The sequence below is a fragment of the Paenibacillus sp. FSL K6-1318 genome, from assembly GCF_037976905.1.
Taxonomy (GTDB): Bacteria; Bacillota; Bacilli; order Paenibacillales; family Paenibacillaceae; genus Paenibacillus; species Paenibacillus amylolyticus_A.
This window is the reverse complement of record NZ_CP150270.1, coordinates 4,933,011-4,948,797: the sequence shown is the minus strand read 5'-3', so window position 1 is coordinate 4,948,797 and position 15,787 is coordinate 4,933,011. Positions and strand designations below refer to the sequence as shown.

17 protein-coding genes are annotated in these 15,787 nt (G+C 47.0%); 13 read left to right on the top strand and 4 right to left on the bottom strand.

The genetic code is table 11. The features are described 5' to 3' along the window. Positions 1-58 precede the first annotated feature (58 nt). Positions 59-436 (bottom strand): PilZ domain-containing protein, encoded by a 378-nt coding sequence (locus tag NYE45_RS21950; protein ID WP_036617371.1) that lies wholly within the window; start codon positions 434-436, stop codon positions 59-61. Between the two features lie 187 nt (positions 437-623). Between NYE45_RS21950 and NYE45_RS21945 the strand changes: the two genes are divergently transcribed. The 8 genes from NYE45_RS21945 (at position 624) to NYE45_RS21910 (ending at position 5,105) form a co-directional block, all read left to right on the top strand. Continuing rightward, positions 624-1,079: a DUF6386 family protein gene (locus NYE45_RS21945; RefSeq protein WP_340013990.1), complete on the top strand. Its 456-nt coding sequence runs from the start codon at positions 624-626 to the stop codon at positions 1,077-1,079. A 29-nt stretch (positions 1,080-1,108) separates the two neighbouring features. Next, positions 1,109-1,789: a hypothetical protein gene (locus NYE45_RS21940; RefSeq protein WP_340013989.1), complete on the top strand. Its 681-nt coding sequence runs from the start codon at positions 1,109-1,111 to the stop codon at positions 1,787-1,789. A 27-nt stretch (positions 1,790-1,816) separates the two neighbouring features. Continuing rightward, a complete protein-coding gene (locus tag NYE45_RS21935) occupies positions 1,817-2,464 on the top strand; it encodes an SMI1/KNR4 family protein (RefSeq protein WP_340013988.1) in 648 nt (215 codons plus the stop codon). A 17-nt stretch (positions 2,465-2,481) separates the two neighbouring features. Next, positions 2,482-2,808, top strand: coding sequence for a hypothetical protein (locus NYE45_RS21930; RefSeq protein WP_340013987.1), 327 nt, complete (start codon positions 2,482-2,484; stop codon positions 2,806-2,808). Between the two features lie 36 nt (positions 2,809-2,844). Further along, positions 2,845-3,063, top strand: a complete 219-nt coding sequence (locus NYE45_RS21925) for a hypothetical protein (RefSeq protein ID WP_340013986.1) — start codon at positions 2,845-2,847, stop codon at positions 3,061-3,063. Positions 3,064-3,095: 32 nt separating this feature from the next. Continuing rightward, positions 3,096-3,245 carry a hypothetical protein gene (locus tag NYE45_RS21920; protein ID WP_340013985.1) on the top strand — a complete coding sequence of 50 codons (150 nt, stop codon included), beginning with the start codon at positions 3,096-3,098 and terminating at the stop codon, positions 3,243-3,245. Positions 3,246-3,424: 179 nt separating this feature from the next. Continuing rightward, on the top strand, positions 3,425-3,973 hold the full coding sequence (locus NYE45_RS21915) for a sigma-70 family RNA polymerase sigma factor (protein WP_340013984.1): 549 nt from the start codon (positions 3,425-3,427) through the stop codon (positions 3,971-3,973). Further along, a complete protein-coding gene (locus tag NYE45_RS21910) occupies positions 3,963-5,105 on the top strand; it encodes a DUF4179 domain-containing protein (RefSeq protein ID WP_340013982.1) in 1,143 nt (380 codons plus the stop codon). The genes NYE45_RS21915 and NYE45_RS21910 overlap by 11 nt, the downstream gene beginning before the upstream one ends. A gap of 122 nt (positions 5,106-5,227) precedes the next feature. Here the strand turns inward: NYE45_RS21910 and NYE45_RS21905 are convergent, their stop codons facing one another. After that, positions 5,228-7,213: a beta-galactosidase gene (locus NYE45_RS21905; RefSeq protein ID WP_340013981.1), complete on the bottom strand. Its 1,986-nt coding sequence runs from the start codon at positions 7,211-7,213 to the stop codon at positions 5,228-5,230. A gap of 116 nt (positions 7,214-7,329) precedes the next feature. Between NYE45_RS21905 and NYE45_RS21900 the strand changes: the two genes are divergently transcribed. The 5 genes from NYE45_RS21900 to NYE45_RS21880 all read left to right on the top strand — a co-directional run bounded on the left by NYE45_RS21900 (position 7,330) and on the right by NYE45_RS21880 (position 13,374). Continuing rightward, complete coding sequence (locus NYE45_RS21900) at positions 7,330-8,172, top strand: AraC family transcriptional regulator (protein ID WP_340013980.1); 843 nt, start codon at positions 7,330-7,332, stop codon at positions 8,170-8,172. 274 nt (positions 8,173-8,446) lie between these two features. After that, complete coding sequence (locus NYE45_RS21895; protein ID WP_260986631.1) at positions 8,447-9,475, top strand: pectate lyase; 1,029 nt, start codon at positions 8,447-8,449, stop codon at positions 9,473-9,475. Between the two features lie 303 nt (positions 9,476-9,778). Further along, complete coding sequence (locus NYE45_RS21890) at positions 9,779-11,257, top strand: methyl-accepting chemotaxis protein (protein WP_340013979.1); 1,479 nt, start codon at positions 9,779-9,781, stop codon at positions 11,255-11,257. 138 nt (positions 11,258-11,395) lie between these two features. Continuing rightward, a complete protein-coding gene (locus NYE45_RS21885; RefSeq protein WP_340013978.1) occupies positions 11,396-12,085 on the top strand; it encodes a DUF4274 domain-containing protein in 690 nt (229 codons plus the stop codon). Positions 12,086-12,150: 65 nt separating this feature from the next. Next, complete coding sequence (locus NYE45_RS21880; protein WP_340013976.1) at positions 12,151-13,374, top strand: GNAT family N-acetyltransferase; 1,224 nt, start codon at positions 12,151-12,153, stop codon at positions 13,372-13,374. A 126-nt stretch (positions 13,375-13,500) separates the two neighbouring features. On the opposite strand, the gene NYE45_RS21875 is transcribed toward NYE45_RS21880, so the two are convergent. Together NYE45_RS21875 and NYE45_RS21870 are read right to left on the bottom strand one after the other, a co-directional pair. Next, positions 13,501-13,866 (bottom strand): VOC family protein, encoded by a 366-nt coding sequence (locus tag NYE45_RS21875; protein ID WP_340013975.1) that lies wholly within the window; start codon positions 13,864-13,866, stop codon positions 13,501-13,503. A gap of 165 nt (positions 13,867-14,031) precedes the next feature. Beyond that, positions 14,032-15,684: an alkaline phosphatase gene (locus tag NYE45_RS21870; RefSeq protein ID WP_340013973.1), complete on the bottom strand. Its 1,653-nt coding sequence runs from the start codon at positions 15,682-15,684 to the stop codon at positions 14,032-14,034. Between the last annotated feature and the right edge of the window lie 103 nt (positions 15,685-15,787).

The following is a 15,787-nucleotide window of genomic DNA, read 5'->3' as shown; positions in this document are numbered from 1 at the left end:
CCAATTTGATTGGGCTGTTTTTTTTGTTTTTTTGTTATCAGGCTATATGACTATTTCACTATTTCACAATAATTTTTCCTTGCCCTGCAAGCATTCGCATCTCTCGGGAGAGACGATCCTGGTTCCCATCCTGCATTTCGAGTTGAACACCATAGTGCCATGAGGTGTTTTTTTCTTGACCCCAGCGGAGAGTGCCTTCCATATATAGAGGATCTTCAAAGAGCAACATATTCATTCCAATCCGAATATCGTTATTCTCTACAGGAAGAGACAGCGGAAATGACAGCTGACAGCCGGATCGGCTGATATCGCAGAGTTCGGCCTGAATGGGTTTGGCTGGTGCGTTAACCCCGTTGATGCTGAGAATATAGATCTCAAAGTGGATTGGTTCCTTCAATGTGTAGCGAAAGGGTTCTTTTCTATTGTTAATTGACATGGCTTGGCTTCCTCCATCAGGTTCAAAAAAGTCAGTTATGCTTATATCGACCGTTTGAAGCGATAAATGAAGAGTTGCGAAAGCAGAGATGGTTCAGGGGTTCCTTTTACACGTGTACCCGGCTTGATATAATGATGGAATATATTTCTGAGCTCAGACCTGAATCAGACAGAAGGGATGGTTGAATATGAGAGGGACATTTCAAATGGTTACAGATACGGCAACAATGTGCTTGTATGATCTGGCTGCGTTAAAGCATCGTGTCGAGGATACTTCGGACTGGTGGTCCATTCCGGCGGACGAGCTGGCTGAGGTGAATGCAGGCCATTGTCTGTTCCTTAACTTGGGTGCGGATGGAGTGTATGAGGTGGAATGGAGCATGCAGGATGTAGATGCAGAACGGGTAGCAGAACGTGGAAAAGTGTATCATTTGCAAGTTCCGTCGGGCAACGTCTATCTAGGAGCAGCAGATGATGTCAGTGGCGGTGATTTGGAGCCGGATGAGTCGTGTGAAGGGGTACTGTTTCAGTTAAAGCCCGGAAACTATGCGTGTATCATATCCAGAGAAGCCAGTCGGATCGCGATTGTCATGACACCAAGTATTCAGGGAAATAACACGCTGGATGAATTAATTCGGATGTAGTGTACATATGTGAACAGGAGGAATTTGATATGCAGGAATGGAACGAGATAACGATGATGAATGCAGATGCCCTGCGTAAACAAATGAGAATACTCTCTGCTTTGGATATTATCTTTTCGGAGGAAGAATGGCTACGTGTTCATCATTATCAAGTTGAGCTTCAGCCAGGTGTGGCGTGGGGAAGCATTAATAACGGTGCAGGTGATCATCTGCATGTATTGTTTACGAATTCAGGTACCTTGATCAAGGGATTTGATCATGAGTCACCTTTAAGCCCGCATGCGCGTGAGGATGGTGAGATCTATCCAGGCATGTACGATGAAGTGCCAGAGGCCTTGATGGCTGTACTGCGAAGTCATGAGGAAACGTTGGATATGGAGGATGTGACCTTTTGCCTATGGCAGGAAGGGGACGACTTGCAGTGGAAGGTTGGTAACTGGATTCAGCTGGCGATGACCGAGGAAGACGAAGCGGACGCCAGAGGTGGTGCAGAATTTTTACTTGGATATATAGAGAAGAACTCGGACGATTACGTTGATTGGGCAAAAGGGTACTATGACTTGCAGGATCTTCCATTGGAAGCCGTAGCTGAAGTGTATGAAGAGAAACCGGTGACTGCCAGCTCGATCAAGCAGTTGTGTCCTGAGCGAGATGTGGCAGCCGCACTGGGTGAGTTGCAGAAACGCGGGTACGCCGTGGAACAAACGTAATGGAGTAGCAAAGGAGGAAAGAAGGTCATGTACGATGTACAACTGGAACGTATGCGTGAAAAGTTGAGCACTCTCCGAAGTCTGGACCCGGAGCTGGACCTGTTCGGTGCAGAAAACCATGAATATGAAATGGCGCCTGTGTGGACGCAGGAGGATATCACGCAATTTGAACAGAAATGGCGAATCAAGTTGCCGGAGGAGTACAAGGTATGGCTTCTTCATATGGGAACGGGTGGTGTAGGACCTTATTATGGTCTGGAAAACCCGAATGACGGTGTATACGCTGTGCTTGGTTATGATGATGAGCTGAATGCGATCTCGGACCCTTTTCAATTCGCGGAAGCATGGAACTGGAACTATGATTGGTTTGATGACAGCAAGAAAGAAGAGGAATGGGATGTGCTGGAACATGAATATCTTGATCCAAAATGGTCAGCAGGCATGCTGCGCATTAGTGATTTTGGTTGTGCTATTTCCATGAATCTGATCGTTAAGGGAGCCTCCTACGGAGAAATATGGGTTGATGACCGGGCCAACCGCAATGGAATTTATCCTGATCAGTATTGGGGCAATACGAATCGACTACATTTTCTGGACTGGTACGAATTGTGGTTGGATCGTTCGATCCATCAAATGCACGAACAAAAGCAACAATCTGGAGCGAACGAAGTCTGAAGGAGGAGGTTGTACATATGGGCTGGGAACATGGGATCAGAACAACAGAGCCTGCAATTTTACCGGAAGTCGTGAAGCGTCTGGCAAGTGCATTAACGTTTACCAACATGTACAGCTTAGAACACCATGCCAACGGCTTTGTATTGAAACGTGAAGATCCTTCCTGGCCTAGAGCACTGGAAGTGTGGATCGAAGAGGCTTCAGGCGTGGAAGAGATTGCGGATGGAGCGTTGTATATCTACTGTTTGTTTCATATCTGGGGTGAAGAGGCGCGGGGCTGGATGCAACAGATGGAGCAGGAAACCAGGCAGGTTGATGGCGGTTTAATCTGGTTTGAACTCTGATCGGTAGGAGATTTGCCTGAAACAGGAGGATTCTATATGGCTAAAAAATCAAAGAGGACTATTGCTGCGCTCATATACCAGTATCAAGGTCCGCAACGGAATGTGGGATTTGTTTTATCCCCTTTATACATACAAAAATCGGTCGAAGTAGAGATGGAAGACATGCTGTTCATATATCATGAAGACTTTGACTACATTCGTCCTGCATTAGATAGCGCCTTTCCATTGACTGACCCGCGAACTGAGAAGAGATGAGGGCACTTGATCCCTGCTGGGAGAATCCGATTATGAAGGAAGTATGGATGGGGATTTTATCAAAGTTGGATCAACAGGTGGTTGCAGAGCCTGAATTACGGATGTTTTTGAATCAGTTCACCACTTGGGTGAGAAACCATCTGCAATTGGCTGACGGGATCGAAGTCACTGGTAACCTGTAAGTTAGTTGATCTAGGATTGTTCATGCGTGTAGGTAATTCAGTATATCGGCGGCCGAAGCTTATGTAATCAAGCTCCCTCATGATGATGGCGGAGTTTTTTTTGATGAACAAATATTAAAAACCGTTTGCTTCACTCACCCGTCTTATACCACAGAAAGAGAGAGAAGGAGGGATGCGGGATGGAAACAAAAGCAGAGATGAACCAGAGGATCTATGTGCAGACCGAAGACGAGACGGCATTTGTGCAATCCATTATGGAACATCAAGATACGCTCATTAGCATTGCCTACAGTTATCTGCGTAATCGGCAAGATGCGCTGGAAGCGGTGCAGGAGATGACGTGCCGGGCTTGGATCAAACGGCGTACGCTGAACAATGAGAAGGCGTTCAAATCTTGGATCATTCGGATTCTGATCTATGTCTGCATCGATGAACAGAGGCGCCGCAAGCGGGCGACCCCTCTGGCGAAGGAGGATATGGAGGACAGCATTCCGGCGTCTTGGATGATCAGTGTCGATGATAACCGAATTGTTATGGAATCTCTTTTGCAAAAGGTGAAACCGAAATATCGCCATGTACTATTGCTGAAATATTATAACGACATGACGCTGACAGATATTGCCTCGATTCTCGGCAAACCGGAAGGTACGATCAAGACCTGGCAGCACAAGGGGCTCCAGCAGTTGCGCAAGTTGATGAAGAATAGGAGGGATTGGCATGACCACTAACCCGGAGGAAAAAGCACTTCTTGCAGATGCATATCAGGTGAAAAGAGAGAAACAGCAATGGAATCCGGCGGACACGACTGCGGCAATTCAACGTGGTCTCGCGAAGGCCAGAACCAGACGATCAGGTAGGAGCGTTCGTATCAAATGGATTACGGGAGTGCTGGGCACAGTTCTAGCTGCAGGTTGGTTTCTTCTGGACCCGCTTGGAAACTATGGGCAACAACCGGCAACATATACTGAGCCTGTCACCCATTGGGGTGTACTAGAGCCCTTTCGTGGCCTGCTAACTACGGATATGGATAGTGCCACGATTACTTCAACGCTAAATCATGATTATGTGCAACTCGTGGATCGGACGGTTACATCAGGAATATATCAGTTTACCGTGAACGCCGTTATGGCGGATGAGAACAGGATAACCGTATTGTATACGGCCCGTACGGATGCTTCGCAAGAGATGTATTCGACGGTTAATATGAAGATGACGGATGCTTCCACAGGGGACTTACTTGGCAATGGCAGTGCAGGAGGTATGCATTTTTCGAAGGATAAGCATACCATTTATGGCCGGAATACAATTGAGCGTAATCGAAATAAACCACTGCCTGAGCAAGTAAATCTTCAGTTCCAGCTTTCTTCCGTTGTTCCAGATGTGGTGGGAAATTCAGAAAAAGGAGAAAAGGAACGAAAATATAAATATTCCAAAAAAATGAATCTTTCTTTTGCACTGGATCCCAAGTTTTCCATTCCAAAAACGGAAATCATCAACGTTAATCGGACCTTTACCGTTGGAGGTTATGAGGTCATGTTGTCCGAAGTTGAGGTATCTCCTCTTGTAACTCGGGTCAGGCTTGTTTATGAGCCGGAGCAAGAGATTGATTACAAAACGAAGTTGTTGATCAGTGAGGTCGTTCAGCCTATCGAGATTGTAACCACCTCTAAAGACGGGAAGCAGACTAACTTATCCGCGATATTTGGGAGCGGAACGGAAGACGGAATGATGTATTCTTTCAGCAGCAATCTGCTGGACAATCCGAAATCGATGGTATTAAAACTTCGTGGGAAAACTGGTAAGGTCTATGATGATTTGCAGGAAGCCAAGAATGATGAACTGGGGATCAAAATCAAATAAGATGAACTACTGGCAATATTATTATTCGAATTGGTGTACGTTAGTGAAATAAGAGAAGGGATGTCCCTCAAGGTTGTAAGCCTTGTGAGACATCCCTTCTTAAATAAGAAAAGCTGCTGATCTTATACAGTTATAATATCTACTCCCAGAGCTGGAAGAGTCAACTTCTGATCCAATCTCTCTCTAGTCAACAAGCTGCGATAAGGAACGTCCAGCGTAATCTCTCGTTGCTCATTCGTCAAATTGATCAGGAAGAGGAAGTTTTGCTCCCCCTTCGTTCGAATCGACAGCTCGACACCTTCCGGCAACTGTATTTTGGGCGCCAAATCCTTTTCCTTCAATATGTCTTCAAACAGCTGATAGAAATACGATGGCTCCGGCCAAGTGCCAACATAATACACTTCACCTTCACCAAGCTTATTGACGGTAACCGCCGGTACACCTTCGTAAAAGTCGTTGTCATACCAGGCGATTGGCTCTGCCCCTCGCAGTTCCAGTAGATCACACCATTGCTTCGCAGCGAATGTCTTGCCCTCCGCGTTCCGTATCCGATGTTCACTGTTGCCGATGGCATCATATTCACTTACGACAACACCCGCCGCTTCAGCCAGTAGCCCAGGAAGAGGCAACATCTCACATACATTCCTCATGTTCTTCACGCCAGTCCGATTGGTGAGGACAACCGTACCACCCTTGGCTGCGAATTGCTCCAGCCGCTGTGCTACTTCTTCACTTAACAGGAAGAGGGAAGGGACAATGACCAGCTTGTACCCGTCGAGCTCCTCAGTCCAGTTGATAACGTCTGTACCGACGCCCATTTTCAGAAATGCATTATGCATAGAGGACAAGTTGTCTATATAGTGCATTCCCCCTTCCGCCTGCGGCTGAAGGGAAAGCGCCGTATGCTGATCATGCGAATGCAGAATCGCAACCTGGGTAACAATGGTTGAGTCGGCCAGCAGCTCTCCTAACTGGTTCACCTCGCGAGTAAGCTCCGCGAATTCCCTGAATCTGCGTCCAGGAACATTGCTGTGGTCGATCAGCCCGTGCCAGAATTGTTCGGCTCCGACGGTAGCACTCCGCCAGCGGAAATGGACGACCATATCTGCACCGCGTGCGATTGTTTGCCAGGAGCGAGCTCGGATCAGTCCAGGATACGGGGTGCGCTGAATTGGCATCCAGGCGCCCTGTGCTCCGCTGAGCTGTTCCATTACCCAGAAATTCCGGCGCTTGATACCACGAACCAAGTCCAGCGTAAGTGCTCCGTTCCTCGGAAACCGATCGCCATAATCGCGATGCAGCTCATTCGGATAATAATCGACAGAGACGAAGTCCAATTCGTTGTGCATATCATAGTAGTCCAGGCTATTCGGATATTGCCACATGTTATGCGTCACGAATTGATCTGGACAGTTACGGCGTAAAATCTCAAGCTGCCATCCCAGCAGATAGGCTACGCTGTCGGAACAAAACCGTTTGTACTCCAGAAGATAAGAAGGATTCATCGGTTTGCTGGGTCCGAGCGGCGTTGTTACCTCAGCCCAGCTGCTGTACTCCCCACTCCAGACGACCGTACCCCACTCCCGGTTCAACTCCTCCAGATTGGAATAACGCTTTTGCAGCCAAGCGACAAAGGCACGATTGCATGTATCACAATGGCATTCCTGGTAGTGCATCTCGTTATCGATTTGCCAGCCGATAACGGCGGGATGCTTACCATAGCGCTGTGATATCGCTCCCACAAATTTGGAGCCCAGCATTCTCAAGGAAGGACTGTTGTTGCAACGATGTCCACGCACACCTGGCCGGATGATGTGGCGTTGCTCATCCATGGGCAGTACATCTGGATAACGGGTAGTCATCCAGTTTGGCGGGGTATTGGTTGGGGTGCATAACACAATTTCCATGCCACGCGAAGCGAATACTTCTATAGCCGCATCCAACCATTCAAACTGATAATTACCTTCAGTCGGTTCCATTCGGCTCCAGGCGAACTCTGCCATTCGCACAACAGCAACCCCTGTCTCTTGCATAAGTACGGCATCTTTCTCCCATAATTCCGGGGTCCATTGCTCTGGATAATAATCAATTCCGATCTTAATTGTCATCCTGTGATCTCCTTCATTTATCAATATATTGCGATTATATGCTATATTAATTGGAGTGAATATCTTAAATAATTAATATGATATAACAATATTAAGATAACAGGAGAGTTAGTCGCATGCCTCTTCCCAATCGCAATTTCCCGGTATTATCTGCCCGAGACAAGCTGCTCCCTTTTTATCTGCTTGGTATCGGCCTGCATCATGAGCAGGAGCACATACGCCGAGACCAAGGTATTCAGGATTATCAGTGGATACAATGTCGCAGCGGTGTGGGCAAGCTTAAGCTAAGTGACACGGAACATATCGTCAAGCCAGGTATGGGCATACTGTTGTTCCCTGGACAGAAGCACGAATATTATGCGCTATCCGAGAGCTGGGAAGTCGACTGGATCATTTTCGATGGCAACGGGTCAGCGAGCTTGTTTGAAACCGTGGGCATTGTCGACACATGCGTATACACGCTTGCACAACCTGAACACCTTCTATCCCGAATGCGGGAGCTGCTGCAAGCTGCCTTAACACCACAAGAGCAGACATTAAGCAATTATGCATGCTCCGCCATTCTCTATACCTTACTGACAGAGATTATTCAACGCGTTTCTGTTGAGGGCAGCGATACCGTCGGGCAGCAGTATGAGCGAATAAAGCCGGTTCTGGACTATATTGAACAGCATTATGCTGAAGAGATTACTTTGCCAACGCTGGCTGGATTGATCTGTGTCACACCAGAATATTTCTGTCATTTGTTCAAGAAGACGACAGGTATTCGTCCCATCAGCTATGTTAATCAGGTAAGGGTCAACAAGAGCAAGGAACTGCTACTCGACAATGTACAGCGTGGGATGGAGGATATTGCTCGTCAAGTCGGCTTCGAATCTACCAGCTATTATGGAGCAATCTTCAAGAAGCTGGAACGACTCACACCTGGCGCCTTCCGCCGCAGCTATCAGAAGTCGTGACATATTATTATCTGTAAGCGAATAGTTTTTCGTCAGTGTCCAAGTTTTATCTCACAGTACTCGTTTATAGAGCCGCTAATCAGCGGCTCTATTTTGTGTGCAAGAAAGGCCTGGTTTTACGTTTATTCACGATATCTGATCTACTGTTGCATAAAAGTGATAATTGTTGTCTTTTTGCAATCTTTGTATTGTCACAGCCAAAGTTACACGATATAATCGAGTTGTCTTCGAGGATAATATTATAAAGGATGGTGAAATTTTGAAGAAATTTTCGATGCTTTTACTCGCGGTAACGCTATTGTTGTTAACGATCTCAACGGCTCCGTCTACATATGGCGCGGCTAGTTATCCAAACACAGGTACGAACGGGCTGACCGGTTTTGCGGGCAGTGCCAAGAATGAGAGTGGTGTATCCAAGGCAGCCACGACAGGTGGCAAGAACGGTCAGGTGGTCTACGTTAGTAATCTCAATGACCTGAGAACACATATGGCGGGCTCTACAGCCAAAATTGTCGTTGTTGAACAGAATATTTCTTCTTCCTCTCTGCAAAAGGTTGAATTTGGAGCGAACAAAACACTGGTAGGTTCCTTTGATAAACATACATTAACGAATATTCATTTCAGATCTACAAGCAGTTCAAGCAATGTGATTTTTCAGAATCTGACCTTTCAACATGCAGCGAATATCAACGGCAATGATGATATCCAGGTATACATCACTTCTGGTTCCAATTACTGGATCGATCATGTAACGTTTGCCGGCCACAGCTATAGCTCTGGCGGAAGTGATCTGGACAAGCTTCTGTATATCGGTGATCGCGCCGACTACATTACGATTAGCAATTCCAAATTTGCAAACCATAAGTATGGTGTCATTCTTGGTCATCCGAATGATGGTAACAGCAGTTACAATGGTGTACCTCATGTGACGATGTCCAATAATTACTTCGAAAATTTATATGTACGTGGTCCTGGACTTTTAAGATATGGTTACTTCCATCTCAAAAACAACTATGCCAACAACTTTAATCAGGCCATCACAATTGGTGAAAAAGCACGGATTTATTCCGAAAACAACTACTTTGGTGCTGGCGCTGAAAAGGGCGGCATCCTGGATGACAAAGGAAAAGGTGAGTTTACGGATACGGGAAGTACACCAGCACTTAGTAGTCCGACTTCTCCTAAAACGAACTGGAGACCAAGTACCAATTACAGTTATCAGGTAGAGAGCGCCAGCTATGCGCGTGAGTTCGTCACCAAGTATGCAGGCTCTTCCAATACGACACTTGTGTTCGGAAAGTAAGCGTTACTGCACATCCTTTCACAACCCAAAAGGCCTGTCTTGTACGCCATAACGTATAAGACAGACCTTTTTTTGTTTGTAAAATGATATGCCTGCATATCATTTTACATTTCTTATTCATTTTTAATGTGGAATACCGATATACATAAAGTAGCGCTGGTTTCATACTTATGAAGTTAATATGTACTATGCTAAGGCGCTGCGTATTTGCGATTTGCACATAAGCAGGACCAAAGACTAGTAGATGTAGTACAGAAAGGCCCTACAACTTACGTTTAACCTACATAAAAGGACGGGGTATGCATGGATCGTATGGACGAAATTATTTGGAAAAGGAACAAATTAATCGGTATCATTATGTGGATTATTATTGCCATTGGTATGGGTCTGGCCTTTACGATGCCGAAGTTACTTGTGTCCAATGGAGTAGCTCTGATCTTTGTAGTTTGGATTACATACGCTAATGCGAAAAAGAAACATATTCATCTCATTCCATGGCTGATTACCGTATTACTGACAATATGTGGCGTCTATGTCGGTTGGGGAACGGTCAATTTTGCGTTAAGTTTGGTCATAACCGCAGTTCTACTGTTATTTCCTAACAAGAAATTTTTTGTGGTTGGATTTTCGGTCCTGCTAGTTAACAGTGTTCTTCAGTTATTTGTTATGAATACCGTTGATTCTGTTGAGTTAATAGGCAATATTGTCAATGTGGGACTATTTGCTCTCACGGGAGCCATTCTGATGCTGGTCTCACAGCTGAATCAAAGGCTCTTCCATGAAAGTGAAGTACGCCAGAATGAGGTCGAGTACTCTAAACAAAGGGTCGAAACCATGCTGGAACGTGTGAAGGAATCCGTCGAAGGCTTGTCTCGTTATACGGATCAGTTGAAGCAAAAGGTGGATGCGACTGGTTCCATCACCAATGAGGTGACGCTTGGTTTCAGTGAAGTTGCCAAAGGCGTTGAGTTTCAGGCGACCAGTGTTGCCGAGATTTCGGAATCCTTGTCTGTGTCGGATCAGCATATCAAGGACGTTGCATTATATTCCCAGCAGATGAAAGAGTTGTCCTCAAGTATGGCAACGAGCACGCAAACAGGAAGCACACAGATGGACCAGCTGAACATTCAGATGCAAGAGCTATATGAAACGATCAATACAACTGCTAGTGATATGCGAAAGTTCAACGAGGAAAGTGAATCCATGACACTTATGCTGAACAGCATAGCGGATATTGCGAATCAGACGAACCTGCTCGCCCTCAATGCAGCCATTGAAGCGGCTCGTGCGGGCGAGCATGGACGCGGATTTGCTGTTGTATCAGAGGAAGTTCGTAAGCTGGCCGAGAACTCGGGTCAATCAGCGAGTGATATTGCAACCATACTGTCGCGTTTGAAAGGACAGACGCAGGCATTGACGGATCGATTCGAACGCATTCGTCTTTCATTACAACAAGGAAGAGACAGTGTGCAAACGGCAGATGAAGTGTTCCGTACGATCAACAGCAATTCACAACATGTATTGAATCAAGCGACAGATATTGAGATTAGTTCGGCTACGATGAAGGAATCTTCCACCAGAGTTGTCAATGAGGTTTCCGAGATTTCGAGTGTAACGGAGCAGTCCAGTGCAGCGACAGAAGAGATTCTGGCGAGCATGGAAGAACAACGCAACCTGACACAGAAGATGGTGGAGAGCTTCGGAGAACTGGAGCAACTGATTGTGGACCTGAATGAGTTAGTTTCTGATCATCAGGCTGCTTCTGTTGAAAATAAACTTTAATAATAAATAGTTGAGGGCCTGTCGGTGCGTATTTTGCGTACTGGACGGGCTTTTTTCATCTGGAGTACAGCTTGATGCCGGCATTTTTTTCCTATACAGTGTTGTGTAGAGTAAGAAGAGGATGGAGGAAAACGAACCGTGAATTGGGTGGAGATTAGCAAATCCAAAGATGTGGAACAAGCCAGAGCAGCCGTCGGTGTATTGGATATCAACGAGCAGGATGATCGTGGGCGTACACCGCTGATGCTCTATTTGACAAATCGTATGCCAACTGAAGCGATCCGGTGTCTTCTGGAATCTGGTCCGGACCTGGAAGTAGAGGACAAGCTTGGGGATACCGCGCTGAAAAAAGCCGTGAAGTTCAAGCAGATTGAAGCCATTCAGCTATTGATTGAACATGGAGTCAAACTGGACGCTCCCCTTGGAATTCAGGCCAGTGCCTGGAATGCAGCTAGACGTAATCCGGACATAGCGGATATGTTACTGGACACCAAAGGTGCGGTCAGACTCAAGCTGACCCAGGTGGAGCAAAGCGTTGTAGATGAAATTTTGTACGAGGAGTCTTCAGAAAAGGCGGTTGCCCAAATCCGTGCACTGGATTCAGCTGTACTTCTGCATGCCATCGTGAACGGATACAACTGGGACGACAGTCCTGGGCCGATGATTGCAGCATGTGAACATCCTGAATGTGCAGAGATTACGCGGCTGGATATGGCAGAACTGCTGGATGCGGACTACTGGCTGGAGATGGATGAAGATGAGGTCAGCGAGAGAGAAGACGGACCGGCTTATCGTCAGCTTGCAGAGCAATTATCCCGGATAGAATAGGCAAGGGCGCTGGGCCTGAAATGGGTTGATAAAGACAAGATGTTACCTCATGGGGGAGTATAAGGTTGAAGAATAAAGGAATGAAAGACAACTCGGCCTATGATGACCGTACATATGAAGTTAGGAATGATAACCGCGCTGAACGCGTGCGTCTTTATGATCAGAATTCGTTCAAAGACATGGACTGGCCCAATACGGAGGATGGCAGATATGCCAGAGCCTATCTGGAACCCATGATGCAGCAAGGTCCCCGAAGCTTTATGTCCAACGTGGAAACGACATTGCTGCTCGCCCGGATCGATAATCTCGTTATTCCGCTGACCGTGAATGATACGGAGTATGATAATGCTTATGTCTGTTCGCCATATACGCATTACGTGAGTTACGCCAAGCAGGAACTGATCATGTTGCAGAAGCCCGTGTTGGAAAAAGGACTTTCTGCGCTACTCAGTGTAATCGGTTGGGGAATGAAGCAATCGCAGATCAACAAAGTCGTGCATGTGAACAACTGGTTGTTATCCACCAATCTGTATCCAGCCATGTCCGGTGAACAAGCAGAATGTTTACTTAAAACGGTACAAGAGCGATACCCTGAGCATGTCATTGTATTTCGCTCCTTGTGTCCGGGACTTCATCCCGATCTGACGGCGAGGCTGACAGAAGCGGGGTGTCGACTGATTCCGAGCCGACAAATCTACCTATACCGAGCACATGATCCGAATTTTGGCAACTCGAAGTCGCGTTGGCTGCTGAAGCGGGATTACGAATTATTGGCCAAGCATGGATACGAACTCGTATCCGCAGCAGATATGGCCGATACAGATATTCCGCGAATCGTGGAGCTGTACAAGCTGTTATACCTTGAAAAATACTCCTATCACAATCCGCAATTCACCGAGCAGTTCATTGCTACTGCGGTGGCATCAGGGACACTCAGGCTCTATGGATTGCGGAAGGAAGGGCGCCTGGACGCGGTGATGGGTTATTTCTGCCGAAATGGAATCATGACGACGCCGCTGTTTGGTTACGATACGGCGGTGCCCCAGTCCGTCGGACTGTACCGGATGTTATCGGCCTGTCTGATCGGACAGGCTCGCGAGAACGGTCATCTGTTGCATGAGAGTGCCGGGGCTGCGCAGTTCAAACGTAATCGTGGAGCTGTGGCTGATTTCGAGTATTCCGCTGTCTATGAGGGCCATCTTCCGTGGGGCAGACGCTGGTGCTGGCTGCTGCTTGATCGGTTGTTGAATCGCGTAGGTGTGCCGCTGATGCGCCGCATGAAGCTGTAAACAGACACAAAGACGTGCTTAAGCTACCCGATGCAGGTGTGAGCTTGCAACTGGTTTGACTGCACACATGCACACCCCACGGGTCATCCTGATACGTACACTTAGTGCTTAGTTACACTCGGCTAATTAGGCATGCTCTGCGAGTTGTACCTCGAAGCCGTCTGGATCTGTAATGTAAATAAACCGCAGATGCGGATTGGGCTGGATAGGGCCACGCACAATTGGAATATTCAGCTCTGCCAATCGTTCCATGGCTTCCTCCAACGAGTTCACCTCATAGCCAATCGACACGCCGGCCTCTGGTTTAAGAATGGATTCACTGCCTTCAATCAGTTCCAGCTTGGTTTCATTTTCCATGCCAAGCATGGCAATCTGTCGTCCACGGCTTTCGAATCTGCGCTGAATGGGAAGTCCGAGCATGTCGTGGTAGAACCCGAGCGAAGCTTCCAAATTACTGACCCTCAGCGTGATCCAGTTTAATTTGATCAACATGGGTGGATATCTCCTTTTTTCTTGCATGATATGTATTTTTGTTACGTTCATTATACGATAGGCATTAGCAGGAACCTACCCCATATCAGCAAACAATAAAATAGCTGCCGAAATATTCGGCAGCCAAATGGTGCAATTTCCTGTGGTTCCAGTAGTTCTAACGAATTATTGAATCAGATCCACAGCCGTCTGTGGAACAAAGGCTTCTACACCGTTGTAAACAATGACACCTTCCAAGGCTGTCTTTTTGCCGTTCACCAGTGCAATATTTTTGTAGATTTGCAGTTCCAGCTTGGTGTTGCCTTTTGTAACGAGGATCTTCGGATTTTTGGCATCCGTCAGGTCCAGCTTGTACGTCGCGCCTTTTGCTGTAAATGCCTGTTTGGCAGGTACAAACAATTGTTTGCTCACGCTGTCGAGATCCAGATCCAGTACACGAGCCATATATTTGGCGACATCCGTGTTGTCGATTACCCCGAATGGACGGTCATTGTTCGGAGCATATGTGTACAGCACGACATCTCCACCTGTATGACCACCGGTTGTCCAGCCGATCCCTGCACGTTTGCTAATCATTGGACCGATTGCATAGTTAAGACTGCCTGGCTCGGCCGCTTTAATGGTGGCAATCTCTTCGGAAGTCAGGTCCGTAATGCCATAGTATTGTTTCATCACTGCTTTGATGTTCGTACGCTTCGCATTCAGCTTCGCTTCAACGCCCTCGCCTGTCAGCTTGGCCTTTTTCAAAGGTCCGATAAATGTGGACAACGGCTCTTTATCGTATGTGCCGCTAGTTGCGTTGTTACCAATGGTGAGTCCACCATTACCATGGTCCGTAACAGCCACAACAGCAGTTTCTCCATCGGCTTTGGCAAAATCCATGGCTACTTTTACGGCATCGTCAAATGCCAGCACGTCACTGATAATACCAATCGGATCATTGGCATGAGCTGCCCAGTCCACTTTGCTGCCTTCGACCATCAGGAAGAAGCCGTCTTCGTCTTTGGACAGAACTTCAATGGCTTTGGATGTCATCTCGGCAAGGCTCGGCTGCTTGGCAGGATCACGGTCCATATTGTAAGCCATGCCTGCGGGTGCGAACATACCCCATAATTTATTTGAATCGGATGCTTTCATTGCCTCCGGTGTAGTGACGTAATCGTAACCCAGTGCCTTAATGGAAGACACCAGATTTTCGCCGTCTTTACGTCCGGCTGGCTCAAGATATTTGCTACCTCCACCCAACACAACATCCATGCCATTGTAGACTTGTTGTTTGCTGAGAGCATCATAGTTTTTACGGTCCGGATAGTGGGCAGAGAAGTCCGCTGGTGTGGCGTGCATAATCTCGGATGTGGCTATAATCCCGGTTGCTTTACCAGCAAGTTTGGATGCTTCCAGCACGGAAGCAACAGGTTTTCTTGCATCTTCAGGCGCAATTGCTTTCTGTCCAGGCATCGTAGCCTTGTCCGGCAGTACCCCAACAAATCCGGTATGCGATTTATATCCTGTGGCAAAAGCTGTTCCGGCAGGAGCCGAGTCCGCAATCGGTGCATCAGCGGAGTGTGTACGAACCATGCCACTTGCCATGGAGTCCAGCGTCAGGGACGAGCCCTTATACCAACGAGCCAGAGCAGTGGCATCGTTAGCCATGCCGTCAGGAATGAGAATAATGACATTTTTAATTGGCGATGCAGATGTCGTTGAGGTGGTGTCTTCCACAGCCCACGCTGCAGTGCTTCCTCCGAGTGTAGCCGTAACAATCGTTGTCACCGCGAGCATCATTTTGGCTGCACGGACATTAAACCGGTTTAACATGAATGCATCCTCCTAGAATATATGTATAGTTTGTTTTGTATCCAGAACCCAGTGTATACAACAAATGCTAAACCAATGTATGAAATGGATTAACTATATGTAA

Bases quoted from the DNA above. Each gene is read 5' to 3' on its own strand.
- NYE45_RS21950 (WP_036617371.1), bottom strand. From the start codon at position 436: ATGTCAATTAACAATAGAAAAGAACCCTTTCGCTACACATTGAAGGAA.
- NYE45_RS21945 (WP_340013990.1), top strand. From the start codon at position 624: ATGAGAGGGACATTTCAAATGGTTACAGATACGGCAACAATGTGCTTG.
- NYE45_RS21940 (WP_340013989.1), top strand. From the start codon at position 1,109: ATGCAGGAATGGAACGAGATAACGATGATGAATGCAGATGCCCTGCGT.
- NYE45_RS21935 (WP_340013988.1), top strand. From the start codon at position 1,817: ATGTACGATGTACAACTGGAACGTATGCGTGAAAAGTTGAGCACTCTC.
- NYE45_RS21930 (WP_340013987.1), top strand. From the start codon at position 2,482: ATGGGCTGGGAACATGGGATCAGAACAACAGAGCCTGCAATTTTACCG.
- NYE45_RS21925 (WP_340013986.1), top strand. From the start codon at position 2,845: ATGGCTAAAAAATCAAAGAGGACTATTGCTGCGCTCATATACCAGTAT.
- NYE45_RS21920 (WP_340013985.1), top strand. From the start codon at position 3,096: ATGAAGGAAGTATGGATGGGGATTTTATCAAAGTTGGATCAACAGGTG.
- NYE45_RS21915 (WP_340013984.1), top strand. From the start codon at position 3,425: ATGGAAACAAAAGCAGAGATGAACCAGAGGATCTATGTGCAGACCGAA.
- NYE45_RS21910 (WP_340013982.1), top strand. From the start codon at position 3,963: ATGACCACTAACCCGGAGGAAAAAGCACTTCTTGCAGATGCATATCAG.
- NYE45_RS21905 (WP_340013981.1), bottom strand. From the start codon at position 7,213: ATGACAATTAAGATCGGAATTGATTATTATCCAGAGCAATGGACCCCG.
- NYE45_RS21900 (WP_340013980.1), top strand. From the start codon at position 7,330: ATGCCTCTTCCCAATCGCAATTTCCCGGTATTATCTGCCCGAGACAAG.
- NYE45_RS21895 (WP_260986631.1), top strand. From the start codon at position 8,447: ATGCTTTTACTCGCGGTAACGCTATTGTTGTTAACGATCTCAACGGCT.
- NYE45_RS21890 (WP_340013979.1), top strand. From the start codon at position 9,779: ATGGATCGTATGGACGAAATTATTTGGAAAAGGAACAAATTAATCGGT.
- NYE45_RS21875 (WP_340013975.1), bottom strand. From the start codon at position 13,866: ATGTTGATCAAATTAAACTGGATCACGCTGAGGGTCAGTAATTTGGAA.
- NYE45_RS21870 (WP_340013973.1), bottom strand. From the start codon at position 15,684: ATGTTAAACCGGTTTAATGTCCGTGCAGCCAAAATGATGCTCGCGGTG.